At 62.2% G+C, this 26,877-nt stretch carries 26 protein-coding genes; 14 read left to right on the top strand and 12 right to left on the bottom strand.

Going from position 1 to position 26,877, the window contains the following annotated elements:
• Nucleotides 1–8 precede the first annotated feature (8 nt).
• The 6 genes from nusB to nrdR all read right to left on the bottom strand — a co-directional run bounded on the left by nusB (nucleotide 9) and on the right by nrdR (nucleotide 4,478).
• The gene (gene nusB, locus AC1RAC_RS19460) at nucleotides 9–509 is read right to left on the bottom strand and encodes a transcription antitermination factor NusB (protein ID WP_014720126.1); all 501 of its coding nucleotides are present in this window, start codon (nucleotides 507–509) and stop codon (nucleotides 9–11) included.
• Nucleotides 506–982 (bottom strand): 6,7-dimethyl-8-ribityllumazine synthase, encoded by a 477-nt coding sequence (ribH, locus tag AC1RAC_RS19455; protein ID WP_003194576.1) that lies wholly within the window; start codon nucleotides 980–982, stop codon nucleotides 506–508. Before ribH ends, nusB begins: the two co-directional genes overlap by 4 nt.
• A gap of 88 nt (nucleotides 983–1,070) precedes the next feature.
• Nucleotides 1,071–2,162, bottom strand: a complete 1,092-nt coding sequence (gene ribBA, locus AC1RAC_RS19450) for a bifunctional 3,4-dihydroxy-2-butanone-4-phosphate synthase/GTP cyclohydrolase II (RefSeq protein WP_003194579.1) — start codon at nucleotides 2,160–2,162, stop codon at nucleotides 1,071–1,073.
• 15 nt (nucleotides 2,163–2,177) lie between these two features.
• The gene (locus AC1RAC_RS19445; RefSeq protein WP_014720128.1) at nucleotides 2,178–2,840 is read right to left on the bottom strand and encodes a riboflavin synthase; all 663 of its coding nucleotides are present in this window, start codon (nucleotides 2,838–2,840) and stop codon (nucleotides 2,178–2,180) included.
• A gap of 49 nt (nucleotides 2,841–2,889) precedes the next feature.
• Nucleotides 2,890–4,017, bottom strand: coding sequence for a bifunctional diaminohydroxyphosphoribosylaminopyrimidine deaminase/5-amino-6-(5-phosphoribosylamino)uracil reductase RibD (gene ribD / locus AC1RAC_RS19440; RefSeq protein ID WP_019818853.1), 1,128 nt, complete (start codon nucleotides 4,015–4,017; stop codon nucleotides 2,890–2,892).
• A complete protein-coding gene (gene nrdR / locus AC1RAC_RS19435; RefSeq protein WP_019818855.1) occupies nucleotides 4,014–4,478 on the bottom strand; it encodes a transcriptional regulator NrdR in 465 nt (154 codons plus the stop codon). Before nrdR ends, ribD begins: the two co-directional genes overlap by 4 nt.
• Nucleotides 4,479–4,618: 140 nt before the next feature.
• Here nrdR and AC1RAC_RS19430 point away from each other — a divergent pair, with 140 nt between their 5' ends.
• The 3 genes from AC1RAC_RS19430 (at nucleotide 4,619) to trxA (ending at nucleotide 6,751) form a co-directional block, all read left to right on the top strand.
• On the top strand, nucleotides 4,619–5,074 hold the full coding sequence (locus AC1RAC_RS19430; protein ID WP_034133864.1) for a YbaY family lipoprotein: 456 nt from the start codon (nucleotides 4,619–4,621) through the stop codon (nucleotides 5,072–5,074).
• A complete protein-coding gene (locus tag AC1RAC_RS19425) occupies nucleotides 5,071–5,727 on the top strand; it encodes a class I SAM-dependent methyltransferase (RefSeq protein WP_034126854.1) in 657 nt (218 codons plus the stop codon). Before AC1RAC_RS19430 ends, AC1RAC_RS19425 begins: the two co-directional genes overlap by 4 nt.
• 151 nt (nucleotides 5,728–5,878) lie before the next feature.
• The gene (gene trxA / locus AC1RAC_RS19420; protein ID WP_492616896.1) at nucleotides 5,879–6,751 is read left to right on the top strand and encodes a thioredoxin; all 873 of its coding nucleotides are present in this window, start codon (nucleotides 5,879–5,881) and stop codon (nucleotides 6,749–6,751) included.
• Between the two features lie 103 nt (nucleotides 6,752–6,854).
• On the opposite strand, the gene AC1RAC_RS19415 is transcribed toward trxA, so the two are convergent.
• Nucleotides 6,855–7,199, bottom strand: coding sequence for a hypothetical protein (locus tag AC1RAC_RS19415; protein WP_054896938.1), 345 nt, complete (start codon nucleotides 7,197–7,199; stop codon nucleotides 6,855–6,857).
• A gap of 129 nt (nucleotides 7,200–7,328) precedes the next feature.
• Here AC1RAC_RS19415 and AC1RAC_RS19410 point away from each other — a divergent pair, with 129 nt between their 5' ends.
• From AC1RAC_RS19410 to AC1RAC_RS19390, 5 genes are all read left to right on the top strand, one after another.
• A complete protein-coding gene (locus AC1RAC_RS19410) occupies nucleotides 7,329–7,928 on the top strand; it encodes a DUF2796 domain-containing protein (protein ID WP_054896939.1) in 600 nt (199 codons plus the stop codon).
• A gap of 148 nt (nucleotides 7,929–8,076) precedes the next feature.
• Entirely contained in the window at nucleotides 8,077–8,787 is a 711-nt protein-coding gene (locus AC1RAC_RS19405; protein WP_236453004.1) for an ABC transporter ATP-binding protein, read from the top strand.
• Between the two features lies 1 nt (nucleotide 8,788).
• Complete coding sequence (locus tag AC1RAC_RS19400; RefSeq protein ID WP_492616895.1) at nucleotides 8,789–10,054, top strand: ABC transporter permease; 1,266 nt, start codon at nucleotides 8,789–8,791, stop codon at nucleotides 10,052–10,054.
• Nucleotides 10,055–10,065: 11 nt separating this feature from the next.
• Entirely contained in the window at nucleotides 10,066–10,587 is a 522-nt protein-coding gene (locus AC1RAC_RS19395) for a DUF3299 domain-containing protein (protein WP_054896942.1), read from the top strand.
• Between the two features lie 139 nt (nucleotides 10,588–10,726).
• Complete coding sequence (locus AC1RAC_RS19390) at nucleotides 10,727–11,425, top strand: OmpW/AlkL family protein (protein WP_014720136.1); 699 nt, start codon at nucleotides 10,727–10,729, stop codon at nucleotides 11,423–11,425.
• Between the two features lie 166 nt (nucleotides 11,426–11,591).
• Here AC1RAC_RS19390 and AC1RAC_RS19385 read toward each other — a convergent pair whose 3' ends face one another.
• Entirely contained in the window at nucleotides 11,592–12,476 is an 885-nt protein-coding gene (locus AC1RAC_RS19385) for a sugar nucleotide-binding protein (protein WP_054896955.1), read from the bottom strand.
• 166 nt (nucleotides 12,477–12,642) lie between these two features.
• On the opposite strand from AC1RAC_RS19385, the gene AC1RAC_RS19380 reads away from it, so the two are divergent.
• Nucleotides 12,643–16,890: a DEAD/DEAH box helicase gene (locus tag AC1RAC_RS19380; RefSeq protein ID WP_492616894.1), complete on the top strand. Its 4,248-nt coding sequence runs from the start codon at nucleotides 12,643–12,645 to the stop codon at nucleotides 16,888–16,890.
• Between the two features lie 11 nt (nucleotides 16,891–16,901).
• Here the strand turns inward: AC1RAC_RS19380 and AC1RAC_RS19375 are convergent, their stop codons facing one another.
• Complete coding sequence (locus tag AC1RAC_RS19375) at nucleotides 16,902–18,995, bottom strand: mechanosensitive ion channel family protein (protein WP_057975587.1); 2,094 nt, start codon at nucleotides 18,993–18,995, stop codon at nucleotides 16,902–16,904.
• Nucleotides 18,996–19,183: 188 nt separating this feature from the next.
• On the opposite strand from AC1RAC_RS19375, the gene AC1RAC_RS19370 reads away from it, so the two are divergent.
• Genes AC1RAC_RS19370 through AC1RAC_RS19355 form a run of 4 tightly spaced genes read left to right on the top strand, consistent with a single transcriptional unit; the run spans nucleotide 19,184 to nucleotide 23,097 of the window.
• Complete coding sequence (locus AC1RAC_RS19370) at nucleotides 19,184–20,110, top strand: DUF72 domain-containing protein (protein ID WP_054896945.1); 927 nt, start codon at nucleotides 19,184–19,186, stop codon at nucleotides 20,108–20,110.
• On the top strand, nucleotides 20,107–20,883 hold the full coding sequence (locus AC1RAC_RS19365; protein ID WP_032895083.1) for an endonuclease/exonuclease/phosphatase family protein: 777 nt from the start codon (nucleotides 20,107–20,109) through the stop codon (nucleotides 20,881–20,883). The genes AC1RAC_RS19370 and AC1RAC_RS19365 overlap by 4 nt, the downstream gene beginning before the upstream one ends.
• Nucleotides 20,880–22,142 carry a cardiolipin synthase ClsB gene (clsB, locus tag AC1RAC_RS19360; protein WP_492616893.1) on the top strand — a complete coding sequence of 421 codons (1,263 nt, stop codon included), beginning with the start codon at nucleotides 20,880–20,882 and terminating at the stop codon, nucleotides 22,140–22,142. Before AC1RAC_RS19365 ends, clsB begins: the two co-directional genes overlap by 4 nt.
• The gene (locus AC1RAC_RS19355) at nucleotides 22,132–23,097 is read left to right on the top strand and encodes a lysylphosphatidylglycerol synthase domain-containing protein (protein ID WP_198714486.1); all 966 of its coding nucleotides are present in this window, start codon (nucleotides 22,132–22,134) and stop codon (nucleotides 23,095–23,097) included. The genes clsB and AC1RAC_RS19355 overlap by 11 nt, the downstream gene beginning before the upstream one ends.
• Nucleotides 23,098–23,209: 112 nt before the next feature.
• On the opposite strand, the gene AC1RAC_RS19350 is transcribed toward AC1RAC_RS19355, so the two are convergent.
• From AC1RAC_RS19350 to AC1RAC_RS19340, 3 genes are all read right to left on the bottom strand, one after another.
• Nucleotides 23,210–23,965 carry an alpha/beta hydrolase family protein gene (locus AC1RAC_RS19350; RefSeq protein ID WP_019818878.1) on the bottom strand — a complete coding sequence of 252 codons (756 nt, stop codon included), beginning with the start codon at nucleotides 23,963–23,965 and terminating at the stop codon, nucleotides 23,210–23,212.
• A complete protein-coding gene (locus tag AC1RAC_RS19345; RefSeq protein ID WP_198791680.1) occupies nucleotides 23,955–25,064 on the bottom strand; it encodes a DUF3182 family protein in 1,110 nt (369 codons plus the stop codon). Before AC1RAC_RS19345 ends, AC1RAC_RS19350 begins: the two co-directional genes overlap by 11 nt.
• A 169-nt stretch (nucleotides 25,065–25,233) precedes the next feature.
• Complete coding sequence (locus AC1RAC_RS19340) at nucleotides 25,234–26,205, bottom strand: GlxA family transcriptional regulator (RefSeq protein WP_054896949.1); 972 nt, start codon at nucleotides 26,203–26,205, stop codon at nucleotides 25,234–25,236.
• A gap of 96 nt (nucleotides 26,206–26,301) precedes the next feature.
• On the opposite strand from AC1RAC_RS19340, the gene AC1RAC_RS19335 reads away from it, so the two are divergent.
• Complete coding sequence (locus AC1RAC_RS19335; RefSeq protein ID WP_198791678.1) at nucleotides 26,302–26,865, top strand: cysteine hydrolase family protein; 564 nt, start codon at nucleotides 26,302–26,304, stop codon at nucleotides 26,863–26,865.
• Nucleotides 26,866–26,877 lie beyond the last annotated feature (12 nt).

Raw genomic sequence — 26,877 nt, 5'->3', positions numbered from 1 at the left:
AGCGCAGATTAGCGCTTGTGTTCCTTCACTTCGGCTTCACGCAGGCGTGGGGCCAGCTTGTCGAGCACGCCGTTGACGAACTTGTGGCCGTCGGTCGAACCGTAGACTTTCGCCAGTTCGATGCCTTCGTTGATCACGACGCGGTACGGCACGTCGACGCGCTTGAGCAGCTCCCAGGTGGACAGGCGCATCACGCACAGCTCAACCGGGTCGAGTTCTTCGATGGTCAGGTCCAGGCATGGCGCCAGGGCTGTGTCGATCTCGGTCAGGTTGGCATGCACGCCGTGCAGGATGTCGTGGAAGTAGCTCTGGTCGGCGAAGGTGAAATCGTTATCGACGCGAAACTGTGCCTCGATTTCGTTCAGCGAAGCGCCCGCCAGGTGACGCTGGTACAGCGCCTGGGTCGCGAGTTGACGCGCCTTGCGGCGCTTCTCGCTCTTGGACGGTTTGCCGGCATCGGCAGGACGCGGGTCCTGAGGGTTGAACTGATCGCTTTCGTCGGAAATCACTTGGCCTCCAACTGCGACAGCAGGCTGACCATTTCCAGGGCGGACAAGGCAGCTTCAGCGCCTTTGTTACCGGCCTTGGTGCCGGAACGCTCGATGGCTTGCTCGATGGAATCCACGGTCAGTACGCCGAAAGCGACTGGCACGCCGAACTCCATGGACACCTGGGCCAGGCCCTTTGTGCATTCGCCGGCTACGTATTCGAAGTGCGGGGTGCCGCCACGAATGACCGCGCCCAGGGCGATGATCGCCGCGTATTCACCCTGCTGAGCAACTTTTTGCGCAACCAGTGGAATTTCGAAGGCGCCAGGGGCACGGATAAGGGTGATATCGCTCTCGCTCACACCGTGGCGAACCAGGGCGTCAACCGCACCGCTTACCAGGCTCTCAACCACGAAGCTGTTGAAGCGGCCAACCACCAGGGCATAGCGGCCTTTGGGGGCGATGAAGGTACCTTCGATGGTCTTCAGGGTCATTCGACAAATCTCTTAAAGAGCCGGGACGCGAAAAGTGCGTCCCTCAGTGATGATTTAACCGCGAACAAGGGGCAAAAATCGCCAGCCTTTATTCGGAGGGCACGTATTCTACAACTTCCAGGTCGAATCCGGATATCGCATTAAATTTCATCGGTGCGCTCATCAGGCGCATTTTGCGCACGCCCAGGTCGCGCAGGATCTGCGAACCGGCACCGACGATGCTGTAGGTGGTCGGTTTTTTCACCGGCACGGCGTCGGCGGTTTCGCGGATGTGCGCCAGCAGCACATCACCATCGAGCGGGTGACCGAGCAACAGCACCACACCGCTGCCGGCCTCGGAAACCGCAGCCATGGCGGCGCGCAGGCTCCAGCGACCGGGCTGCTTGACCATCAACAGGTCACGCAGTGGGTCCATGTTGTGTACGCGTACCAGGGTCGGTTCTTCTGCGCAAATGTTGCCCAGGGTCAGGGCCATATGCACGTCGCCTTCCACTGAATCACGGTAGGTCACCAAATTGAATTGGCCCAGCTCGCTGTCCAGTGGCTGCTCGGCAATCCGCTGAACGGTACGTTCGTGGATCATCCGGTAGTGAATCAGGTCGGCGATGGTGCCGATCTTGAGGTTGTGCTCTGCGGCAAAGGCCTCGAGTTCAGTACGACGGGCCATGGTGCCATCGTCGTTCATCACTTCGCAGATCACCCCGCTTGGCTCGAAACCGGCCATGCGCGCCAGGTCGCAGGCGGCTTCGGTGTGACCAGCGCGGGCCAGGGTACCGCCCGGTTGGGCCATCAGCGGGAAGATGTGGCCGGGGCTGACGATGTCTTCGGCCTTGGCGTCTTTCGCCGCCGCAGCTTGCACGGTGCGGGCGCGGTCAGCGGCGGAAATGCCAGTAGTGACGCCCGTGGTGGCTTCAATCGATACGGTGAACTTGGTGCCGAAACCCGAGCCATTGCGCGGCGCCATCAAGGGCAGCTTGAGCAATTCGCAGCGTTCACGGCTCATGGGCATGCAGATCAGCCCCCGGGCGTGCTTGGCCATGAAGTTGATGTGCTCGGGCTTGCACGCTTCGGCGGCCATGATGATATCGCCTTCGTTCTCGCGATCTTCGTCATCCATAAGGATGACCATCTTGCCTTGGCGGATGTCTTCAACCAGTTCTTCGATGCTATTGAGCGCCACGCGGCACCCCCTTGGTCAGGATTTCAGGTAGCCGTTAGCGGCCAGAAAACTTTCGGTGATGTTGCCTGATGCAGGCTCTGCGGCCTTTTCGCCCAGCAACAGGCGCTCCAGGTAACGGGCAAGCAAGTCCACTTCCAGGTTCACCCGGCGACCCGGCTGGTACGAGGCCATGATGGTTTCGCTGAGGGTGTGGGGAATGATGGTCAGTTCAAATTCAGCGCCATTCACGGCGTTCACGGTCAGGCTGGTGCCATCGACGGTGATCGAGCCTTTGTGGGCGATGTACTTGGCCAGCTCTTTTGGCGCGCGGATACGGAATTCCACGGCGCGGGCGTTTTCGCTGCGGGCCACCACTTCGCCGACACCGTCGACGTGGCCGCTGACCAGGTGACCGCCCAGGCGTGTGGTGGGCGTCAGGGCTTTTTCCAGGTTGACCGGGCTGCCGGCCGCAAGATCGTTCATCGCGGTGCAGTCCAGGGTTTCCCGGCTGACATCGGCAGCAAAGCCGTTGCCCGGCAGCTCGATGACGGTCAGGCACACGCCGCTGACGGCGATGCTGTCGCCCAGCTTGACGTCGCCGAGGTCCAGCTTGCCGGTTTCAACCAGCAGGCGGACATCCCCGCCTTTGGGGGTCATTGCACGGATGCTGCCGATGGATTCGATAATGCCGGTGAACATTTCGTTCTCCTGAAAACGAGGGGGCTGACGCTCAAGCGCAGGCCGGGAATTATACGCTCACTGCTGGGACGGGGATGGCAGTGACTCGCCAGTCGTCGCCCACAGCGCGCATTTCGGTGATCTTGAGTTGGGGAGCATCGGCCAACTTATCAAGCGGCCAGTCCAGCAACGGGCGGGCAGCGGAGCCGAGGAACTTGCCGGCGATGAATATCACGTATTCATCCACCAGGCCTTGTTGGGCAAACGCGCCGGCCAGGCTTGGGCCGGCTTCCACCAACACATCGTTGACGCCACGGGCGGCCAGGGCGACCAATGCCGAGCGCAGGTCAACCTGCCCCTCCACACCTGGAACCACAAGGCACTCAGGCCCGCGGGGGAACTGGTTCTCCGGAGTCACGCAGGTGATGACCAATGCCGGGCCGGCCTTGAAGAACGGTGCGTTGAGCGGCACCCGCAGGCGGCCATCGATCAGCACGCGCAACGGCGGGCGCGACATGGCCAGGGCGGTGGTTGCGTCGTCCAGGCCCAGTTCGGCGGCGCGTACGGTCAAGCGGGCACCGTCGGCCAGTACCGTGTCGGCACCGGTCAGCACCACGCTGGCCTCGGCACGCAAGCGTTGCACCGCAGCACGGGCGGCGGGGCCGGTGATCCATTGGCTTTCGCCGCTGGCCATCGCCGTGCGGCCGTCCAGGCTCATCGCCAGCTTGACCCGCACAAACGGCAGACCGTGCTCCATGCGCTTGAGGAAGCCGGGGTTAAGCGCCCGCGCTTCGGTTTCCAGCACACCGCTGCGCACCTCGATACCCGCCTGGGCCAGGCGCTGCATACCTCGGCCAGCCACTTCGGGGTTCGGGTCCTGCATGCCAGCCACCACCCGCGCGACGCCGGCGGTCACCAGCGCATCGGCACAGGGCGGCGTACGGCCATGATGACTGCACGGTTCAAGGGTCACGTACACTGTCGCGCCACGGGCCTTGTCGCCAGCGGCGCGCAGGGCATTGGGCTCGGCATGGGGCTCGCCGGTGCGCTCATGCCAGCCTTCGCCGACAATCTGCCCGTCACGCACTATCACGCAGCCGACCCGCGGGTTGGGGTGGGTGGTGTACAGGCCCTTGCGCGCCAATTCGAGGGCGCGGGCCATGTAGTGGGCGTCAAGCACAGCCTGTTCAGATGTCATTGTTTGGAGGGCTCACGGGCCAGGCGGTCGATCTCTTCGCGGAACTCATTGAGGTCCTGGAAGCGTCGATACACCGAGGCAAAACGGATATAGGCGACTTCGTCGAGCTTTTGCAGCTCGCCCATCACCAACTCGCCGACCACCAGGCTCTTGACCTCGCGCTCGCCGGTCGCCCGCAGCTTGTGCTTGATATGCACCAGCGCCGCTTCCAGGCGCTCGACACTCACCGGGCGTTTTTCCAGGGCGCGCTGCATACCGGCGCGCAGTTTTTCTTCGTCGAAAGGCTGGCGGCTGCCGTCGGACTTGATCAGACGCGGCAACACCAGTTCGGCGGTTTCGAAGGTGGTGAAACGTTCACCACAGGCCAGGCATTCGCGCCGGCGACGCACTTGGTCGCCCTCGGCGACCAGACGCGAGTCGATGACCTTGGTGTCGTTGGCACCGCAGAAGGGACAGTGCATGGTTGGCAGGCAACAAAAAATGGGAGGGCCATGGTAGCGCATCCCTGTGGCAAGACAAGCCATAGCCTTTACGGTATATAGGCAGGCTTATATGTTTGATATTTTTTAAGCCACGGATTTTGTCCTTTCTGGAGCCGTACATGCAGTTACGACCACTCGTTCTACTCAGCCTGTTCAGTTTTCTGGTCGCCTGCAGCAGCGAAGCCCCCAAGCCGGCCGCGCCTCAACCGACACCCGCGCAAGAGAAGAAAGTCCCGGGCATTGAAGACCTCGGCCCCCTGCCCGCCTATCAGCGCGAAATCAGCGGCAGCCTGACCAACGTGCCCGCCGGTGCCGAAGTCGAGATGGCGCTCTTGGTGATCGACGAGCGTTCGCGCCCGCAGCAACTGCTCGCCAGCAGCGTACTGAGCGGCAACGGCAAGCCTTTGGCCTTCCGCCTGCGCTTCAACCCTGAAGCCTTCCCGGCCGGTGCCCGCGTGGAATTGCGCGGTCGCGCCAGCCAGTCCGGCCAGTTGATCCTGCATCTACCCGCCGTGCGCGTCACCCAGGCGATCACCCAGAGCACCGGCCCCTTGCAACTCGTCAAGGCACCATGACACCACCGCTGCACCTGCAGCGTGCCTTGAGCGAACTGATCGGCGACGCGCAATTAGTGCCCTGCCCACTGCCGGGCACCGAATTGTCGCTGTGGCTGCTCGACGCCGACAACATGGACCGCGCCTTCAGCCAGGAAGAAACCCGGCGCATCCTGCATGAGCCGCCCTACTGGAGCTTTTGCTGGGCCAGCGGCCTGGCGTTGGCCCGCTACCTGGCGGCGCATCCCGAGTGGGTCGCCGGCAAACGCGTGCTGGATTTCGGCGCAGGTTCGGGAGTAGCCGGGATCGCCGCCGTCAAGGCTGGGGCCTTGGAGGTGGTGGCCTGCGACCTGGACCCACTGGCCTTGGCCGCTTGCCGTGCGAATGCCGAGCTCAACCAGGTGTCACTGAGTTATTCGGCAGACTTTTTTGCCGAAGCCGACCGCTTCGACCTGATCCTGGTGGCCGACGTGCTCTACGACCGCGCCAACCTGCCGTTGCTGGATCAGTTCCTCACCCGCGGCCGCGAAGCGCTGGTGGCGGATTCGCGGGTACGGGACTTCCAGCATCCGGATTACCAGCGGCTGGAGATCCTCGAAGCCTTGACCCTGCCGGACCTGGCCGAGCCTTGGGAGTTTCGCAAGGTGAGCCTGTACCATTCGCGGCGCGCTTGAGGCCATCGCGGGCAAGCCCGCTCCCACAGGGGAATGCATTTCAAGGTGAGAGCTGGTTTGCCTGCGATAGCGGTCTTGAATCCAGGATGCTTTCAGCCAACCTCGCCAGCCCTTATAGTTGCCCCCATTCCCGCTTTATTCGAGACGCCCCATGAGTGAGCCCACGCCGTACATCTTCGACGTCACCACCGCCAACTTCGACCAGGCCGTTATCCAGAACTCCTTTGAAAAGCCCGTATTGGTCGATTTCTGGGCCGAGTGGTGCGCCCCCTGCAAAGCACTGATGCCAATGCTGGCGAAGATTGCCGAGAGTTATCAGGGTGAGTTGCTGCTGGCCAAGATCGACTGCGAAGCCGAACAGGACATCGTGGCGCGTTTTGGCATTCAAAGCCTGCCGACGGTGGTGCTGTTCAAGGATGGCCAACCGGTGGACGGTTTTGCCGGTGCACAGCCGGAGTCGGCAGTGCGGGCGATGCTGGAGCCCCATGTGCAAATGCCACCGCCGGCTGCGGCGGATCCGTTGGAGCAGGCTCAGGCGCTGTTCAGCGAAGGGCGTATCAGCGAGGCCGAAGCGTTGCTGGTGCAATTGTTGGGCGAGGACAATACCAACGCCGCCGCTCTGATCCTGTATGCACGCTGCCTGGCCGAACGCGGTGAATTGGGTGAAGCCCAGGCCGTGCTCGACGCGGTCAAGAGCGACGACCACAAGGCCGCCCTGGCCGGGGCCAAGGCGCAAATCACCTTCCTTGGCCAGGCTGCGGATTTGCCGGACGCTGCCGAGCTGAAAAGCCGCCTGGCGCAAAACCCGCAGGATGACGAAGCGGCCTATCAGTTGGCGATCCAGCAACTGGCGCGCCAGCAATACGACGCGGCACTGGAAGGTTTGCTCAAGTTGTTTATCCGCAACCGCAGCTACAGCGAAGGCCTGCCCCACAAGACCTTGCTGCAGGTGTTCGAATTGCTGGGCAATGATCACCCGCTGGTCACGGTGTACCGCCGCAAGTTGTTTGCCGCGTTGTATTAACCCAACCTTGTAGGAGCGAGCTTGCTCGCGAAAAACGACAACGATAACGCGGGCATCCTGAATGAACGCGGAGCCTGAGGTTTTTTCGCGAGCGAGCTCGCTCCTACAAAGGGCCAATCCATGTGTAGAGCGGTGTGTCGCCGCCGCTGGCCACCTTCACGTTCGCGCTGTGGCGCAGACGCACCAACAGGCGCTTGCCCGCCCCGGCATCGCCAGCCAAGCCTTCGAGTTGGTCGAGCAATTCCAGGCCATTGAGTTGCCCGGCCTTGCGTAGCAAATCCTGGGCGTTCTGCCACAGGTCTTCGTTCTGTTTGACCGGCGCCGCAGCCGGTGCGCTGGGCGTTGGAGCGGCCTGCAGTTGAGCGCCTAATCGCGCCCAATCGCCGTCGTCCAGCTCCAGGGTCAAGTCCACCGGCAACTCACCGATGGTTCCACGAATTCGCAACATCGTCCTTACTCCTGCATTTTTCTGACGGGCATGCTCCCATGCAGCTTGCGCAACACCAAGCGGGCGGTCAAACTCTCGGATCAATTGTTATAAGATCACATAACAAAACTTTCATCCTGGAGCCCTCTCATGCGCCGTTTGCTGCTTGCTTTGCCGTTTGCCCTGCTGCCACTGGCTGTCGCTCATGCTCACGAAGACCACGACCACGAGCACGGCAGCCTCGGCGCCCATGAACATGGCGTCGGGCGCCTGAATGCCGTACTGGACGGCCAGGCCCTGGAGCTGGAACTGGACAGCCCGGCCATGAACCTGGTGGGTTTCGAACATGCCGCCACCAGCGCCGCCGACAAAGCCAAGGTCGCCGCCGTACGCAAGCAGTTGGAAAATCCATCGGCACTGTTCAACCTGCCCAAGGCCGCAGGTTGCGTGGTCAGCAGCCAGGAACTCAACAGCCCGTTGTTCGGTGACAAACCAGAAGCCGAGCATGACGACGATGACCACGCCACCGATGGCAAGGGCGCAGCCGCCCACAAGCATGATCACGACCACAGTGAAATCCACGCCCATTACCAGTTCACCTGCGCCACGCCGGCGGCCCTGGGCAACCTGGACTTGAGCCAAGTGTTCAAGACCTTCCCCGCCACGCAGAAAATTCAGGTACAACTGATCGGCCCTAGCGGTCAGCAAGGTGTTGAAGCGACGGCCACCGCCGCCACCCTGAAGTTCTGACTTGAAAGCACAGTCCCTGTGGGAGCTGGCTTGCCTGCGATACAGGCGATGCGGTGCAGCAGGCACACCGTAGCGATGCCATCGCGGGCAAGCCAGCTCCCACAGTGGATCGGCGCCATTTTCGACTACCAGGCGACACTGACTTCCCATGACTCAAGCGTTAATCGAACTGTCCGACCTGGGCTTCAACTGGCCCGGTCATCCGCAGTTGCTGGACATTCCCGCGTTCCGCCTGGAACCCGGGGAAACCCTGTTCCTCAAGGGCCCGAGCGGCAGTGGCAAGACCACTCTGCTCGGGCTGTTGGGAGGCGTGCAGAAATCCAGCCAGGGCAGCATCCGCCTGCTCGGCCAGGAGTTGACCGAACTCTCGGCCGGTGCTCGTGACCGTTTCCGTGTGGACCACACCGGCTATATCTTCCAGCAGTTCAACCTGCTGCCGTTTCTGTCGGTGCGCGAGAACGTCGAGCTGCCTTGCCACTTTTCCAAGCTGCGCGCGCAACGGGCCAAACAGCGCCACGGCAGTGTCGACCAGGCCGCGGCGACCTTGCTCGCACATTTGGGTTTGAAGGACCAGAGCCTGCTGGAACGCCGTGCCGATTCGCTGTCCATCGGCCAGCAACAACGGGTGGCCGCTGCCCGAGCGCTGATCGGACAACCGGAACTGGTGATTGCCGACGAACCCACCTCGGCCCTGGACTACGACGCCCGCGAAGCCTTCCTGCAGTTGCTGTTCGCAGAATGCCGCGAAGCGGGCGCCAGCCTGTTGTTTGTCAGCCATGACCAGAGCCTGGCGTCGCTGTTCGACCGCAACCTGTCGCTGGCCGAACTCAATCGCGCCGCCATGCCCGCAGAGGTTTGAGATGTATCTGTTCCGTCTAGCCATGGCCAGCCTGGCTAACCGCCGCTTTACCGCGATCCTCACCGCGTTTGCCATCGCGCTTTCCGTCTGCTTGCTGCTCGCGGTGGAGCGTGTGCGCGTCGAGGCGCGCAACAGTTTCGCCAGCACCATCAGCGGCACCGACCTGATCGTCGGCGCTCGTTCCGGCTCGGTCAACCTGCTGCTGTATTCGGTGTTCCGCATTGGCAACGCCACCAACAACATCCGTTGGGACAGCTACGAGCACTTCGCCGCCAACCCTCAAGTGAAATGGGCGATCCCGATCTCCCTCGGCGACTCCCATCGCGGCTACCGGGTGATGGGCACCAACGAATCCTACTTCGAGCACTACCAGTACGGGCGCAAGCAAAACCTCGCGCTGGCCAGCGGCCGCGCCTTCGCCACCGACCCGTTCGAGGTGGTGCTCGGCGCCGAAGTGGCCGACGCGCTGCATTACAAACTCGGCGACAAGCTGGTGCTGGCCCACGGCGTGGCGGTGGTCAGCCTGGTCAAGCATGACGACAAGCCGTTCACGGTGGTCGGCATTCTCAAGCGCACCGGCACGCCGGTGGACCGCACGCTGCATATCAGCCTCGGCGGCATGGAAGCGATCCATATCGACTGGCACAACGGCGTGCCGGCTCAGGGCAAAGGCCGCATCAGTGCCGACCAGGCGCGCAATATGGACCTGACGCCGCAGGCCATTACCGCGTTCATGCTCGGCCTGAACAACAAGATTTCCACCTTTGCCTTGCAACGGGAGATCAATGAATTCCGTGGCGAGCCAATGCTGGCGATCCTGCCCGGTGTCGCGCTGCAAGAACTCTGGAGCATGATGGGCACTGCCGAAAAAGCCTTGTTTGTGATCTCGCTGTTCGTGGTGCTGACCGGCTTGATCGGCATGCTCACCGCGATTCTCACCAGCCTTAACGAGCGTCGCCGCGAGATGGCGATCCTGCGGTCGGTGGGCGCGCGTCCTTGGCACATCGCAACGCTGCTGATCTTCGAAGCCTTCGCCTTGGCCTTGTCTGGCGTGGTGGCGGGCCTGGGGTTGCTGTACCTGTGCATCGCCGCCTCGCGGGGTTATTTGCAGGCCAACTACGGTCTGGACCTGCCGATGTCGTGGCCGAGCGAATATGAATGGACGTTGCTCGCCGGTATCCTGGCAGCCGCCCTGTTGATGGGCAGCGTGCCCGCGTGGCGCGCCTACCGCCAATCTTTGGCCGATGGCCTGTCCATCCGTTTATGAGGAAGGCTTCGATGCGTCGTGCCCTGTTTGCCCTGTTGTTGTTGATAGCCGTGCCTGCCTGGGCGCAGGAACAGCCCAAGGATCTGTCCTGGCAGGAGATGATCCCACCGGATGCGCCACCTGAAGTGCCCAATATGAAGCCGCTGCACGACCTGTCGAACATGGCCGATGCCTTGTCCGTCGAAGCCGCGCCGGCGGCCAAGCAGGACATGCCTAACGCGCCAGTGGTACAGAGCCTGGACGGCCAGCACATTCGCCTGCCGGGGTATATCGTGCCTCTGGAAGTCAGCGAAGAAGGCCGCACCACGGAGTTTCTGCTGGTGCCGTATTTCGGCGCATGCATACACGTGCCCCCACCGCCATCGAACCAGATCGTGCATGTTAAAAGTGAAGTCGGGGTGAAGCTCGATGAGCTGTATCAACCGTACTGGATCGAGGGTGCGATGCAGGTCAAGCCATCGTCCAGCGAGTTGGCGGACGCTGGCTACCAGATGGATGCACAGAAGATTTACATGTACGAGCTTGAGGAATAACTCCACACACCGAAGCTCCCACAGGTTTAGATCAGTGGCGCAAGTGACTGATCACCCTTTCATTGAGCTGAGTCAAAAGACCGTACGGAACGATCTTTACCATTGGACGTACAACTTTTAAACGTCCTTTGGAGCTCCCATGAACAAGTCTCTGCTCGGCGCGTCCCTCTTCGCGCTCGCCCTCGTCGCCCCCGTCGCTCACGCTCACCAGGCGGGCGATATTCTGGTTCGCGCCGGTGCAATTACCGTGAACCCGAAGGCCGACAGCAGCAGCGTCAAGGTTGACCAGGGCCCATTGGCCGGCACCAATCTGGGCGGCAAGGCGACCATGAGCAGCGACACCCAACTGGGCTTGAACTTCGCCTACATGATCACCGACCACGTCGGCATCGAATTGCTCGCGGCCACACCGTTCGAGCATGACGTGAAGATCAAGAACACCGCCCTGGGCGCCGCCAATGGCAAGCTCGGCACGCTGAAGCACCTGCCGCCGACCTTGAGCGTCGTGTACTACCCGCTGGACCACAAATCCGCGTTCCAACCGTATGTGGGCGCCGGTATCAACTACACCTGGATCTACGACGAGCACGTGGGCAGCCGCGCCGAACAGGCTGGTTTCAGCAACTTCAAGGCCGAGAACTCCTGGGGCTGGGCTGCACAGATCGGCGCCGACTACATGATCAACGACAAGTGGATGATCAACGCCCAGGCGCGCTATATCGACATCAGCACCAAGGCGACTGTGGATAACAACGCGCTGGGCCAGGGCACTCGGGCCAAGGTCAATGTGGATGTAGACCCGATGGTTTACATGGTGGGTATCGGCTACAAGTTCTGAGTTCGGTTTAAGCCACACCGCATAACCCATGTGGGAGGGGGCTTATGTGGGAGCCGGGCTTGCCCGCGATGCAGACACCACGGTGTATCAGTGATACCCAGGTGATGCTATCGCAGGCAAGCCAGCTCCCACATAAGTCCCCTCCCACATTTTGGTTTTGAGGGTGTCAGCTATGGCGGTAGAAGCGATCCAGAAGCGCCGGCAAGCCTGCCCGCCATGCCCTGGGCTTGATGCCGAAGGTGTGGAGGATTTTCTTGCAGGCCAACACCGCATGCTGCGGTTCATCCGCCGCATCCGGCCGCGCTGCGTGAGCCTGGGCGGTGGGGGACTCGATGGCCAGCGGATGGAAGTTGCGCGCTTCAGTCAGAATCGCCTGCCCCAGCGCCAACGGGGTAGTCGCCTCGTGGCCGGCGTAGTGGTAGGTGCCCCATAGCGGCGCAGCGCAATCGAGTTGCTTGAGCACCGAGATGATCACCCGCGCCGCATCGTCCACCGGCGTCGGGTTGCCCCGGCGGTCGTCGGCCATCAGTAGCTCGTCGGCGTTCTCGGCCCGGGCCAGGAAGCGCCCGAGCGTGCCGTCGACGCTGTCATCGAGCAACCAGCCAAACCGCAGCAGCACATGCTGCGGGCACGTAGCGCGCACGCTTTGTTCGATACGCCACAACGCCTGGCCGCGCAGGCCCAGGGGCACCGGCTCGTCTTTCTCGCTGTAGGCCGTGGCGCGGGAGCCATCGAATACGCGGTAGCTGGACGGTTGCAGCAGGGTGATGCTGTGATGCTGGCACAGCTCGGCCAGGCGTTCGATGGCAAACTCCTGGGCGGCCAAGCGGGTTTCGCTCACGGCTTCGGCCTGGAACCAGTCGAAATAGTAGGCGAGGTTGATCAAGGCATCGGGACGGGTGTCGTCGAGCAATTGGGTGAGGCTTGCGGCATCCCAGCCGTCTTGGGGCGGTTTGGGGGCGAGGAAACCGATGTCTTCCTCCGCACCGAGGCGAATCAGCGCCTGCCCGAGGGCATTCCCGCCGCCCAGTAACATAAGGCGCATTCGCATAGATTGAGCAGGCCCGGTCTGTTTGGAACGATGGTTATTATCGACAGGCATGTGCGCCTTGCCGTAGGTAGTTGCCAGAATCGTTGCATTTTGCGGGTTTGTAGCGCAACCGTCACGGATAAAGTGCGGGGTTGCAACTTGGCCCCGCCGGTTGCATATAGGGTGAATGAACCTTCCCGAATCAACGGACAAGGGTTTGCACGGCTTTCACCCCGCCGTCAGCACTTGGTTCCGTAGTACCTTTCCTTCGGTGACCAACGCCCAGGCCCAGGCGTGGCCGTTGATCCGCCAGCGCCGCTCGACGCTGATCGCCGCGCCCACCGGCTCCGGCAAGACGCTGACGGCCTTTCTGGCGGTGCTGGACGACCTGGTGCACCAAGGCCTGGCCAACGGCGGCGAACTGCCGGACCAAACCCTGGTGGTGTATGTGTCGCCGCTCAAGGCGCTATCCAACGATATCCAGATCAACCTGCAAAACCCGCTGGCCGGCATTACCGAACATCTAGAGAAGCGGGGGCTGCCGCCGCTGGTAATCCGCACCGCTGTGCGCACCGGCGACACCCCGCAAAAAGACCGCGCCCAGATGCGCAAACGCGCACCGCATATCCTGGTAACCACTCCTGAATCGCTCTACGTGCTGCTTGGCTCGGATTCCGGCCGGCACATGCTCGCCAGCACACGTACGGTGATCGTCGATGAGATCCACGCCATCGCCGCTGGCAAGCGCGGCAGCCACTTGGCCTTGAGCCTGGAGCGCCTGCAAGGGCTGTGTGCCGAGCCATTGACCCGTATCGGCTTGTCGGCCACGCAAAAACCCATCGAAGCCGTCGCACGCTTTTTAGTTGGCACCGAACGTGATTGCGCCATTGTGGATATCGGCCACGCCCGCCCCCGTGACCTGGCGATCGAAGTGCCGCTGGTGCCGCTCTCGGCGGTGATGGCCAACGACGTGTGGGAGTTGGTCTACGATCGCCTCGCGCAATTGGCCCGTGAACACCGCACCACCCTGGTATTCGTCAACACCCGACGCCTGGCCGAACGCCTGGCCCGGCACTTGAGCGAGCGCCTGGGCAAGACCGCCGTGGCCGCTCACCACGGCAGTCTGGCCAAGGAGATGCGCCTGGATGCCGAACAGCGCCTCAAGGCCGGCGAACTGCAAGTGTTGATCGCCACGGCGTCCCTGGAGCTGGGGATTGATATCGGCGAAGTGGACCTGGTGTGCCAGATCGGCTCACCCGGTTCCATCAACGGCTTCCTGCAACGGGTCGGCCGTTCCGGGCACCAGGTCGGTGGCACGCCCAAGGGGCGCCTGTTTGCCACCACCCGCGACGACCTGATCGAGTGCGCCGCGCTGCTCGACTGCGTGCGCCGTGGCGAGCTGGATACCTTGCATATTCCGGTGGCACCGCTCGATGTACTGGCCCAGCAGATCATCGCCGAGGTCAGCGCCCAGGAATGGCCGGAACAGGCGCTGCTGGCGCTTATCCACCGCGCCGCGCCTTACGCCGAACTGGATGAACGCCACTACCAGGCCCTTTTGCAGATGCTCAGCGAGGGCTACAACGGCCGCCAGGGCATGCGCAGCGCCTACCTGCACCGCGACGCCGTGGCCCACACCCTGCGCGGCCGCCGTGGCGCCAGGCTCACGGCGGTAACCAGCGGCGGCACGATACCCGACAACGCCGACTACAGCGTGTTGCTGGAGCCGCAAAGCCTGAATATCGGCAGCGTCAACGAAGACTTTGCGGTGGAAAGCATCGCCGGGGATATCTTCCAGCTCGGCAATACCTCCTATCGCATCCTGCGTGTCGAAGCCGGCAAGGTGCGGGTCGAAGACGCCCAGGGCCAACCCCCGACCATTCCGTTCTGGTTGGGTGAAGCGCCCGGGCGCAGCAACGAGTTATCGGTGGCCGTGGCCCGCTTGCAAGGGCAATTGGACAGCTTGCTCGGCGCCACGCCCGGCGACCTGCAACCGGCCCTCGACTGGCTTACCGGCACCCTGGGCCTCAACGTCGCCAGCGCCGACCAACTGTTGGACTACCTCGCCCGGTCACGCCAGGCCCTGAGCGCCTTGCCGTCCCAGGACACATTGATCATGGAACGGTTTTTCGATGCGTCCGGCGGCACCCAACTGATCATCCATACGCCGTTTGGCAGCCGCATCAACCGCGCCTGGGGCCTGGCCTTGCGCAAGCGCTTTTGCCGTACCTTCAATTTCGAGCTGCAAGCGGCGGCCAGTGAAAATGCCATCGTGCTGTCGTTGTCCACCAGTCACAGCTTCGCGCTGGACGAGGTGTGGCGTTACCTCAACAGCAACAGTGCCGAGCACATCCTGATCCAGGCCGTGCTGGATGCGCCACTGTTCGGTGTGCGCTGGCGCTGGAATGCCGGCGTGGCCCTGGCGCTGCCGCGTTATACCGGCGGGCGCAAGGTGGCGCCGCAGATCCAGCGCATGAAGAGCGAAGACCTGATCGCCAGCGTATTTCCCGACCAGATCGCCTGCCTGGAAAACCTCTCCGGCGAACGCGAAATCCCCAACCACCCGCTGGTGGAGCAAACCCTCGACGACTGCCTGCACGAGGCTATGGACAGCGACGCCTGGCTGGCGCTGCTGCGGCGCATGGAACGCGGCGACGTGCGGTTGATCAGCCGCGACCTGCCCGCGCCCTCGCCCATGGCCGCAGAAATCCTCAGCGCTAAACCCTATACCTTCCTCGACGACGCCCCCCTGGAAGAGCGCCGCACCCAGGCCGTGCTCAACCGACGCTGGAGCGACCCGCAGAGCACCGACGACTTGGGCGCCCTGGATGCCGACGCCATCGCGGGTGTACGCGAAGAAGCCTGGCCGGCGCCCAATGGCCTGGATGAAATGCATGAAGCGTTGATGAGCCTGGCGTGCATCGCAGCGGGCGAAGTTACGCCGCAATGGGCCCAATGGTTGCAGGCCTTGCGCAAGGCCGGGCGGGCCTATCAGTTGCCCAATGGAATGTGGGGCGCCGTAGAGCGCTTGAATTGTTTGCAGGCGCTGTATCCCAACGATCTGCCGTTGCTGCCGGGGTTCGATGAGCCCTGGTCCTTTGATGAAGCGCTGGTGGAAGTGCTACGTGCGCGCCTCAGTGGTTTTGGCCCACTGACCCTGGTCGAGATCGCAGCGCCCCTGGCATTACCGGTGGTGGCGCTTACCCAGGCCCTGGCACGCCTGGAACAAGAAGGCTACGTGCTGCGCGGTCACTTCAGCCCCGGCGTGGGTGAAGAACAATGGTGCGAACGTCATTTGCTGGCGCGCATTCATCGCTACACGGTCAAGCGCCTGCGCCGGGAAATCGAGCCGGTGGCATTGCAGGATTTCATGCGCTTTCTGTTCGATTGGCAACACCTGTCCCACAGCACCCGCGGCCAGGGCAGCGCCGTGTTGCCGCAAATCGTCGGCCAGTTCGAAGGCTATGCCGCCGCCACGTCAGCCTGGGACACAGACCTGCTCAGCGCCCGCATCAAGGATTACTCATCGACCTGGCTCGATGACCTGTGCCGCAGCGGCAAGCTGGTCTGGACGCGCCTGAGCAACAAGGCCGGCGCCATGGCATTGCGCAGCACCCCCGTGGTTTTGCTCCCCCGTAGCCAGGTAGCGTTGTGGAGCGGACTGACCGAGCCTACCGACAGCACCACGTTGTCGCCCAAGACGCAGAAGGTCCACCTGGCCCTGCGCGAGCATGGCGCGCTGTTTTTCGATGAACTGGTACACGAGGCCCATTTGCTGCCCAGCGAGTTGGAGACAGCCTTGCAGGAATTGGTAGGCGCCGGCTTGGTGAATGCTGACAGCTTCGCCGGCCTGCGCGCCTTGACCACCCCCGCGAGCAAACGCCAGGCGCGCAGCAGTCGACGTGGGCGCGGGGCGTTTGTCGGCGGTATGGACGACGCCGGGCGTTGGGCCTTGGTTCGCCGCTCGGCGACCGCCGCCGGCGCGCATACGGCCGAGACCCTGGAGCATGTGGCGATGACCCTGCTGCGCCGCTATGGCGTGGTGTTCTGGCGGCTGCTGGAGCGCGAGGCGGATTGGTTACCGAGTTGGCGCGAGTTGCTGCGCACCTTCCATCGGTTGGAGGCGCGAGGCGAGATCCGTGGCGGGCGGTTTGTCAGTGGGTTGGCGGGAGAGCAGTTTGCATTGCCGGAGGCGATACCGTTGCTGCGCGAGGTGCGGCGGCGGCCCCATGATGGGAGTTTAATTGCGGTGTGTGGGGCGGATCCGTTGAATCTTGTCGGCACGCTGTTACCGGGAGCCAAGGTGCCAGCGGTAAGCGGTAATCGGGTTGTGTACCGTGATGGGGTGCCGGCGGCGGTGATGGTAGGGGGCAAGCAGCAGGTTTTGTTGGAGGTGGATCAGCAAGCGGTGCAGGAGAAGTTGATCAGGCGCTGACCTTGAGGGCCTCATGATTGAGACCTGGGCTGCTCCGTCAACACCACCGCATCCTGCTCATGCTCCTGCGCCACACGCTTAGGCAACAACACCTGCTGTGGATAAGTTTGCGCAAAATGCACCTCATCACAGTTATCCACAAGCTTTTTCAAGCGCTGATTAAACGCACGGCTGACAGCGTATTGGCCACCCGAAACCGTGCGGAACTGCGCCGTGAGCACCACGCCATTGAGGTCCATCTTGTCCACCCCGAACACTTCCAACGGCCCTTGCAGGTTGTACTTGAGGAACACGTCGTCGCGGATCGATTGGCCGGCCTCGCGGATTAGCTCCACGGCCCTGTCCACGTCAGTGTCGTAGGTGAACTGCACCGAGAAGAAGGCATAGGCAAATTGACGGGACTGGTTGGTGACCGCCTTGATCTGCCCGAACGGCACCGAATGCACAAACCCCTTGCCGTCACGCAGGCGCAGGGTGCGGATGGTCAGGCCCTCCACGGTGCCAGCGTGACCAGAGTCGAGCACCACCCAATCGCCGATGGACAGGGTGTCTTCGATAATGATGAACAGGCCAGTAATCACGTCCTGCACCAGTTGCTGGGAACCGAAACCGATCGCCAGTCCCACCACCCCGGCGCCCGCCAGCAACGGCGCGACATTGATGCCCAGATTGGCCATGGTGGTGATCGCGCAGATCACCACCAGGATGATCTTCACTGCATTGCGCAGCAGCGGCAGGATGGTTTTGACCCGGGTACTGGGCTGGCGACTGGAGCGTTTATTCACCGGTGGTTTGAGGGCTTCCTGGATCGCGGTGTCGAGCACCACCCAGAACAGCCAGGTCACCAACAGGATCAGGCCGATGCTGCTGAGGGAGTCACTGATGGCCCGCCCCACCGAGTTGCGCTGGGCGAATTCGAACAGCGAAACACCCCAGATACGCCCGAGTATCTCGATAAACGCGATGGCCATGACGATACGCAAAATTGCGTGCAGCAAACTCAGGAAGCGTTCCTTGTAGGCACTGCTGCGCTGGATCGATACCTGGCTGCGGGACTTGAACAGGTGTTGCAGCACGGTGCTGAGAAACACCGTGCCGATCAGTAACAAGGTGGTGAGCAACGCGCAGCGCAGGGCCTCTTGGTTGTCGTCACCGGCGCCAATCAGGTTGACCACCGACACCAGCACCATCAACAGAATCGGCCAGTACCAGAGCCCGGAAAACACCCGCAGCGACTGTTGCAATGCTGGATGTTTGAGACGCTGGGCCAACGGCCGATTGCGGATCAAATGGGCCACCGGCCGCCGCAGGCGTACCACCAGCACGCCAAAGATGACCGCGGCAAACAGGCCGGTAAACACGGCGATGCTGCTGGTGATATTGCCGCCCAACTGACGAGCGATTTGCGGGCTGGTCAGCGCATCGCTGAGGGCCGCGAGAAAGCCGATCAGGAACAGCGGCTTGGGGCAATAGTCACGGATGATCTGCACGGCAGGCCGCTTGTGCCCGACGTTGAACATGACAATGACGCACAGCAACAGCGAGGTGGAAAAGATGCCACTGCTGGTGGCGTAGGCAAAACACAGTGCCAGGGCTCGGCCGACAGACGCAGGTAAAAAGTGACTGACATAAAGGGTCAGCGGCAGGCAGATCAGCGCTGGAATCGTGTAGGGAACTACATAGCCCAGCAAGCCTTGCAGCCGTTGGCGCCGCGCGAGGAATGGGCGGCGGCTCGAGCGTTGCACAACCAGGCGCCCAAGTATCGTCAAGACCGCAAAGGCACCGACCCACACCCCAGACAACAGCAGGAAATCGCCCGCCACGCTCCACGGCGAGCGTGCGGCTGTCTGGTCTACCAGGCGCCCTACTTCGTCCGCGGCGCGATCAGCACGCAGGCGCCAGGCGTCGATGAGGTTCTGGTCGAGGTCGAGCTTGTTCTGCACGTCGTCGATGCTGGAACTGATGGCCCCGAGCAACCCGCCCTCCACCAGCAGCTCCGGCTTGGCCGGTGTGTCGGCAGCAGGCGCAGAGGCCGCGGCCTGCAATGCGCCATTGCCGCAGAGCAGCAGCGCGCCGAGCAGTAATGCAGTCTTTAAATTCAGCAAAACAGCGGGCTCCTTCAGCAGGGTGTGTAAGGAACTGACGAGCTGGGGCCTTTATCGTTCCCTGCATTTGCAATGCCCCTCCCGCATTTCACCCCTATTACCGCCTGTAGGAATGTGGAAACTTTCAGCCAAATAGCGCAGTCATCCCATAACGGAGGTCACCTCACCCACCATCCACGGGAGTAAACATGGCGGCGATTCACATCGGCATTTCCGGCTGGCGCTACACGCCCTGGCGCGGGGACTTTTACCCCGAAGGGCTGACCCAGAAACGCGAGTTGCAGTTTGCGTCACGCGCCGTCAACAGCATCGAAATCAACGGCTCGTTCTACGCGCTGCAGACCCCCAAGCGCTACGCCGAGTGGTATGCCGATACGCCCGAAGGTTTCCTGTTCAGTGTCAAGGCGCCCCGTTTCATCACGCATATCCTGCGCCTGCGGGACGTGCACAAGCCGATGGCGAATTTCTTCGCTTCCGGCGTGCTGGAACTCAAAGAAAAACTCGGCCCCATCCTCTGGCAGTTTCCGCCCAGCTTCAAATTCGACGCCACGCTGTTCGAAACCTTTTTGGCTGAATTACCTACCGATACCCAGCAGGCAGCCGCCCTCGCCCGCCAGCATGAGCCACGCCTGAACGGCAAGGCGAGCATGAAGGCCTATGCCAAGAAGCCTTTGCGCCATGCCGTGGAGATTCGCAACAAGACTTTTGCCGTGCCGGAGTTCATCCAACTGCTGGATAAGCACGGTGTGGCGCTGGTGGTCGCGGACACCGCCGGCAAGTGGCCGTACGTGGAAGACGTGACCGCCAACTTCATGTACCTGCGCTTGCACGGCGACAAGCAGTTATACGCCAGCGGTTATAGCGCCGAAGCGCTCCAGCGCTGGGGTGACCGCATTGAGCGCTGGGCCCAGGGCAAGCAACCTGCCGATGCACACCTCGTCGACCCGCACCACACACCCCGCAGGCGTAAACACCGTGACGTGTTCTGCTTTTTCGACAACGACATCAAAGTTCGCGCCCCCTTCGATGCACGCCAATTGCTGCAACGTTTCGGGCTGGACCAACACCTGCTCACCGAACCTGGCCGGCTGCCGGAACCAGGAGTATTGCCATGACGCATCCAGAGCTGATCCCCACCCCGCCGACCACCGCCATCACCCGTTTCACGGTGCTGACGGTTAATATCCACAAGGGTTTCACCGCACTGAATCGCCGTTTCATCTTGCCCGAGCTGCGTGAAGCGGTGCGCAGCGTGGGCGCAGACATGGTGTTCTTGCAGGAGATCCATGGCACTCACGAACGCCATCCCCAGCGCTACAGCGACTGGCCAAAAATGCCGCAGTATGAATTCCTGGCCGACAGCATTTGGCCGCAGTTTGCCTATGGGCGCAATGCGGTGTACCCCCATGGCGATCATGGCAATGCACTGCTGTCGAAATTCCAGATCATCCGCTACGACAACCTCGATATTTCGCAAAGCGGCCATGAAAACCGCGGCCTGCTGCATTGCGTGCTGCGTCTGCCGGGCAGCGGTCAGCAGGTGCACGCGATCTGCATCCACCTGGGCTTGCGCGAGGTGCATCGCCAACAACAATTGCGCTTGCTGGAACAACGTATCAGCGAGATACCCGCCGATGCGCCGTTGGTGGTCGCTGGCGATTTCAACGACTGGCGGCAAAAAGCCGACCTGAGCCAAAGCGGCCTGCAGGAAGTGTTCATGCACACCCTCGGCAAACCGGCGCGCACCTTCCCGGCACGCCTGCCGTTGCTGCCGCTGGACCGCATTTATGTGCGCAACCTGACGGTGCACAACCCTCGCGTGCTCACCACTCGCCCCTGGTCCCATTTATCAGACCATGTGCCGCTGTCGGTGGAGGTTGAGCTATGAACGTTGCGGTAGACCATATCGCCACAGACCAACCGCCAGATGACAGCAAGGCGCGAGATCTGGATTACGGCTGGCAGAGCGGCACCCAGGTGGTGTTGCTGGAGAACGGCGAGGCGTACTTTCCTGCCGTGTTCGAGGCATTGCGCAGCGCGGAGCGCGAGATCCTGCTGGAGACCTTCATCCTTTTTGAAGACAAGGTCGGCTTTGAGCTGCACAGCATCCTCATCGAGGCGGCCAAGCGTGGGGTAAAGGTGGTGGTCAGCCTCGACGGTTTTGGTTGCGGCGAGCTGAGCCCGGGCTTCCTGCGGGAGTTGGCCGAAGCCGGGGTGATGGTGCAAATGTTCGACCCGGCGCCCAAGACCTTCGGCATACGCACTAACTGGTTTCGCCGCCTGCACCGCAAGATTGTGGTGGTGGATGCCCGCGTGGCGTTTATCGGCGGGATCAATTTTTCTGCTGACCATTTGGCGGATTTCGGCCCCGAAGCCAAGCAGGATTACGCCGTGCAGGTGATCGGCCCGGCCGTGGCCGACCTGCACCATTTCGCCCTTGCCCAAAGTGGCCGCCAGGTGCGCAGCCGTCGCGGTTGGCGGCGGCGCCAGCAGCGGCCTTCACCCTGGACGAACGAGCCAGGCGACGGCCTGGTACGCCTGATCTACCGCGACAATATCCAGCATCGTGACGACATCGAAGACGCGTATATCCATGCGTTGAGCCAGGCCCGGCAGCGGGTGGTGATCGCCAACGCGTACTTCTTCCCCGGCTATCGCCTGCTTCGCGAGATCCGTAACGCGGCGCGCCGTGGCGTGCAGGTGCAATTGATCATGCAGGGCCAGCCCGACGTGCTGTTGGCAAAACTTGCCGCGCGCATGCTCTATGACTATCTGCTCAAGGATGGCGTGGTGATTCACGAATACTGCCAACGCCCACTGCACGGCAAGGTGGCGCTGGTGGATGACGAATGGAGCACCGTCGGTTCGAGCAACCTGGACCCACTCAGCCTGGCATTAAACCTGGAGGCCAATGTGCTGATTCGCGACCGGGCTTTCAATCAGCAGCTCTACGAACGCCTGGAAGCCCTCGCCCACAATCATTGCCAGACCATGCCGGAAAAGCGCAAGCCACGCCTGTGGCTCTGGCGCTTGACCGTGGGTTTCCTGGTGTTTCATGTGATGCGCCATTTCCCGGTACTGGCCAGTTGGTTGCCGGCCCACAAACCGCGTTTGAAGCCTTTTGAGACCACACCCCATGACGTCTGAAGCCCGCCCCCAAGCGCAAGCCTCTGGGTTCAAGCGCTGGAAGAAACCGCTGACGATTGCGTTCTTCGTGCTGCTGATCGTGTTGTTTACCCTGCTCGCCCGGCGCATCGACTGGAGCGAAGTGTTCCAGACCCTGAGCGAGTTCAAGCTACGCACATTGTTCATCGCCGGCGCGCTGACGCTGTGCAGTTTTATCGTCTATGCCTGCTTCGATTTGATCGGCCGCACCTACATTCGCCAGCCGTTGCGTTGGAAGCAGATATTACCGGTGGGCATCATCAGCTACGCGTTCAACCTCAACCTCAGCGCCTGGGTCGGCGGCATCGCCATGCGTTATCGGCTGTATTCACGCCTGGGCGTGAGCACCAGCAATATCGCCAAGATCCTCGGCCTGAGCCTGGCCACCAATTGGTTCGGCTATATGGCGTTGGCCGGGGTGGTATTCAGCAGCGGGTTGGTGACCCTGCCGCCAGGCTGGAAGCTCAGCAGCGGCGCCTTGCAAGGCGTCGGGGTGTTATTGGTGATCGCGAGCCTGGGCTACCTGGCGGCGTGCCGGTTTTCGAAAAAGCGTGCGTGGTCGATTCGCGGTATCGAGATCAACTTGCCGTCGTTGCGCATGGCCTGTTTGCAGTTGGCCCTGGGTGCGTTGAACTGGTCATTGATGGCCGCGGTGATCTTTACCTTGCTGCCGGCCAAACTGGATTACCCACTGGTGCTGGGCGTGCTGTTGATCAGCGCGATTGCCGGAGTGGTCACCCACATCCCCGCCGGGTTGGGGGTGTTGGAGGCGGTGTTCATTGCGCTGTTGCAACATGAGGCATCGCGGGGGAGTTTGCTGGCGGGGCTGATCGCGTATCGGGCGATTTACTTTATCTGCCCGTTGTTGATTGCACTGGTGATGTATTTGGGGGTGGAGGCCAAGGCCAAGGCGTTGCGGGTTAAGAAAACAGCCTGATGAGACGGTGGTGATTGTTGAATCGCTATCGCGGGCAAGCCCGGCTCCCACAGGGGAATGCATTCCAAGGTGGTGCCAGGCTTGCCCGCGATAGCGATCACAAGGGCAACGACTATCGGGCCTGAATGATGCTCAACCGCTCCCCCACCACCATCTCGGTAATCCAGTCCACCAGGATCGAGGTGTACGCCTGCTGCGACACCGGGTCGCTCAGGGAATGGTCGGCGCCGTCGATGATGCGGTGGGTCAGCGAATGGGTCTGCTGGCACGCTGCGCGGTAACTCATGATGGTGGCGTGGGGCACATGGTCGTCGGTTTCCGACTCGACAATCAGCACATCGCCGGTAAATTGCGCGCAGGCATGCAGGGCGCGGTTGGTTTCGGCGTGCACGAGGGTGCCGCGGTAATCCATCAGGTCGGCTTTATCCAAGTCGCGCTTGGGCTTGAGCCATTCCTGGTCGCGGTACAGCGCCGGCACTCGCAGCGCCAGCCAACGTACCGGGCGCAATGAGGTGAGGATCGCCGCGAGGTACCCGCCATAACTGGTGCCCACCACTGCCACCGCCGAGGTGTCGATAGCCGGGTGGGACAGCAGGCGATCGTAAGCGGCCAACAGGTCGCGCAGATTGTCTTCGCGGGTGACGCGGGACAAGGGGATGCCGGTGCCAGCATGGCCACGCAGGTCGAAGGTCAGGCATACACATCCAAGGCCTGCGATGCCTTTGGCCCGCTCCAGGTCCCGCTCCTGGCTGCCGCCCCAGCCGTGCACGAACAACACGCCGGGCACTTTGGACTTGGGACTGAGGAATGTCCCGCTCATCTGTTCGTCGTCTATATCGATGGTGATGCTCTCGCTTCTAGCCGTCATAAGTCTTGACCGTCACATACTTGAGTAGAAAGTCGCTGTTTTCGGCCGGGCCTCGGTATACCTCGATGGCATCCGCCGGCAGCGCCTGGTCTACATAGGTTTCTACCGAGGACACACGGATGGCCTTAAGGCCCGGATGGTTGATAAAACTCTGCAACGCCGCGACTTCCGCGCTGCTGGCCCCGCCCATGCGCCAGGATTGTTCGAGCACACCACTGCGGCGCTGGCCTGTGCTGTCCAGGCCTTGGGCGATGTCGTAGTTGCGGCGCGAGGCGAAGAAGCCTGGGTAGGCCTCATTCGCAGCACGGTCGAAAACCAGCGCCTGTTCGATGGCCTCACGCACGTCTTCAGGCAGATCCAGTTTGAGCAGGGCAGCGTAATCACCGGGGACGACCAGCAGATCGGAACCGCCGTAGACCTCTTCCCCCTGCCCGTCTTGCGTCAGGTGCTGCTCGCCGCAGTAGCTGAAGAGGTGAGCGCCGATAAAGCTCTGGCCTACACTGTGGGTGACCACCGCGCGCAGGTCTTGTTCCAGCACCACACCTTCATTGAACATTCGGGCCGCTTCCGGGCGCGCCACTATCGCGTCGAACTCATCCAGGCTGTGGATAACTTCCTGCCCCCGCCCTGCACAGGCATTTACGGGTTTCAGACGAATCGGGCCGCTGTAGAGCAAGCGGGTCGCGGCAGGCCGTGCATCCTCAAGGGCGAACACGCTCACACCGTCCAGCACCACGTCACGCACACGCTCGCAGAATGACGGCGACCAGCCTTCGGGCGCCTTGGCCTCGGGACTCAGCAGCCCGTGACTGATGGCTTTGGTGCAGATGAACGCGTGATCGACATAGCCGCCCCACAGATCTTGTGGCCCCTTGATATTGAGCTGGTGCGCTTGGGCTGGCCCGACCAGGGTTTGCGTGGGCAGCAGATACAATTCCCGACCCGCATGCAGGGCCGGGTCGTAACTGCCACCGAACTTGAGCCCCAGGATCTGCGCGAGCCAGCGTGCGAGGGCGCGGTTGGTCTCAATTTCATGCAGGGGCGCACCCTCTCGCATGGAGTGGGCGACCACCAACTTCTTGCGACTTATGGGGGTCATGCGGTCCCCTTTTCTATCAACCTTTGTGTAGCAGTGAGGTTGCATGGATCAGGCCAACGCTGGGATTGAGGGAAGAGCTGTTAAATCAATAATTTGCGCAAAAAGTGATGGCCGTTAGCCTGTTTTATTCTGCACGACCCGGTGCGAACCCTGCGGCGTTCTGCACGATTCAAACCCCGAAGCGGTTGCGGTAATCACTGGGGGACAGGCCGGTGATTTTCTTGAAGATGGCGCGAAAGGCGCTGGGGTCTTGATAGCCCACGGTCCAGGCAATGTGATCGATGGTGCCATTGGTGAACTCCAGCATCTGCCGCGCCTTGCCGACTCGCAGATGCTGACAGTACTCGGTGGGTTTCAATCCGGTGGCGTTGCGAAAGCGGCGCAAGAACGTGCGCTCCTCCAGGTTCGCCTCCTGCGCCATCGCCGCCACGGACACATCCACCGCGCCACTGGCCTGCAGCCAATGCTGGACCTTGAGGACCGCACCATCACCATGCCTGAGAATCGGCGCAAAGTTGCTACCGCACTGGCTGGCACTGGCGCTGTGCTCGATCACCAGAAAGCGCGCAGTGTCAGCTGCAATGCTCGGACCCATAAGCCGATCGACCAGGCGCAGGCCCAGCTCCGACCAGGCCATCAGCCCAGCGGAGGTGATCAGGTCGCCGTCATCGACAATAGGTTTATCCGCTTCCAGTCGCACCGCCGGGTAACAGGCCGCAAAAGACTTCGCGGAGGACCAGTGGGTGGTGGCACTGCGGCCATCCAACAGGCCGCTGCGCGCCAGCATGATCGAGCCGATGCACACGCCGCCCAGCACGGTGCCGCCCGCATGTTGCAGGCGCAGCCATTGCAGCAGCGCAGGCGGCGCCTGGTCTTCGGTGAACTCTGCAATCGAGGGCGGCACCAACACGGCCATCATCGGTTGCTCGGGGCCTGGGTGGCTTTCGAACGTGCGCGCGGGCGTGCCGTGGGCATCTACCTGCCAGTGGCTGACCCGCAGCAGCGGTAATTGCGCAGATTCATGCTCGGCGGCGATGCGGTTAGCGACCCCGAACAGGTCGGTCAGCCCGTGGACTGCGGCGAGTTGCGCGCCCTGGTAGATCAACACACCCAGCTCGACAGTGCTGCGTTGCGCGGCCATTGTCAGTTTTCCCCCTGTTATTGTCGGTGCAGCCAATTCTCGGTGTGATCGCCAGCTAAGATACTAGGCCCATCAACCCATCACGAGGCAACACACATGGCCAAGCAGGCGCTCATCCTAATCGATATCCAGAACGACTACTTCCCCAAGGGCAAGTGGCCGCTCGACGGCGTGGAAGCCGCAGCGGACAAGGCGGCGCAGGTGCTCCAGGCGTTTCGACAAGCAGGCGATGCGGTGATTCATGTACGGCATGAGTTCGCTGGCGACGACGCACCGTTCTTCACACCGGGCTCCGAAGGCGCGCATTTGCATGCCAAGGTGCTCAACGAGGGCGATGAACCGGTGGTGCTCAAACACTTCGTGAATGCGTTTCGCCAAACCAACCTGCGCGAACTGCTGGAACAGCGCAGCATCACCGAGGTGGTGGTGGTGGGTAGCATGAGCCATATGTGCGTTGACGCCGTGGTGCGGGCGGCAGCGGACTTGGGCTACAAGGTTACGGTGATCCATGACGCCTGCGCGACCCGCGACCAGGAATTCAACGGCCAGGTGATTCCGGCGGCACAGGTGCACGGGGCGTACATGGCCTCCCTGGCATTTGGCTATGCGGGTGTAGTGTCGGCAGAGGAATATCTGAAAGCCCAAGCAGCGGCTGCGTGACCGCCACCTGGG

This window comes from Pseudomonas sp. GW823-FHT02F05 (assembly GCF_058797315.1).
Note: the sequence above shows the minus strand (reverse complement) of the source record. Positions and strands in the feature narration are given on the sequence as shown.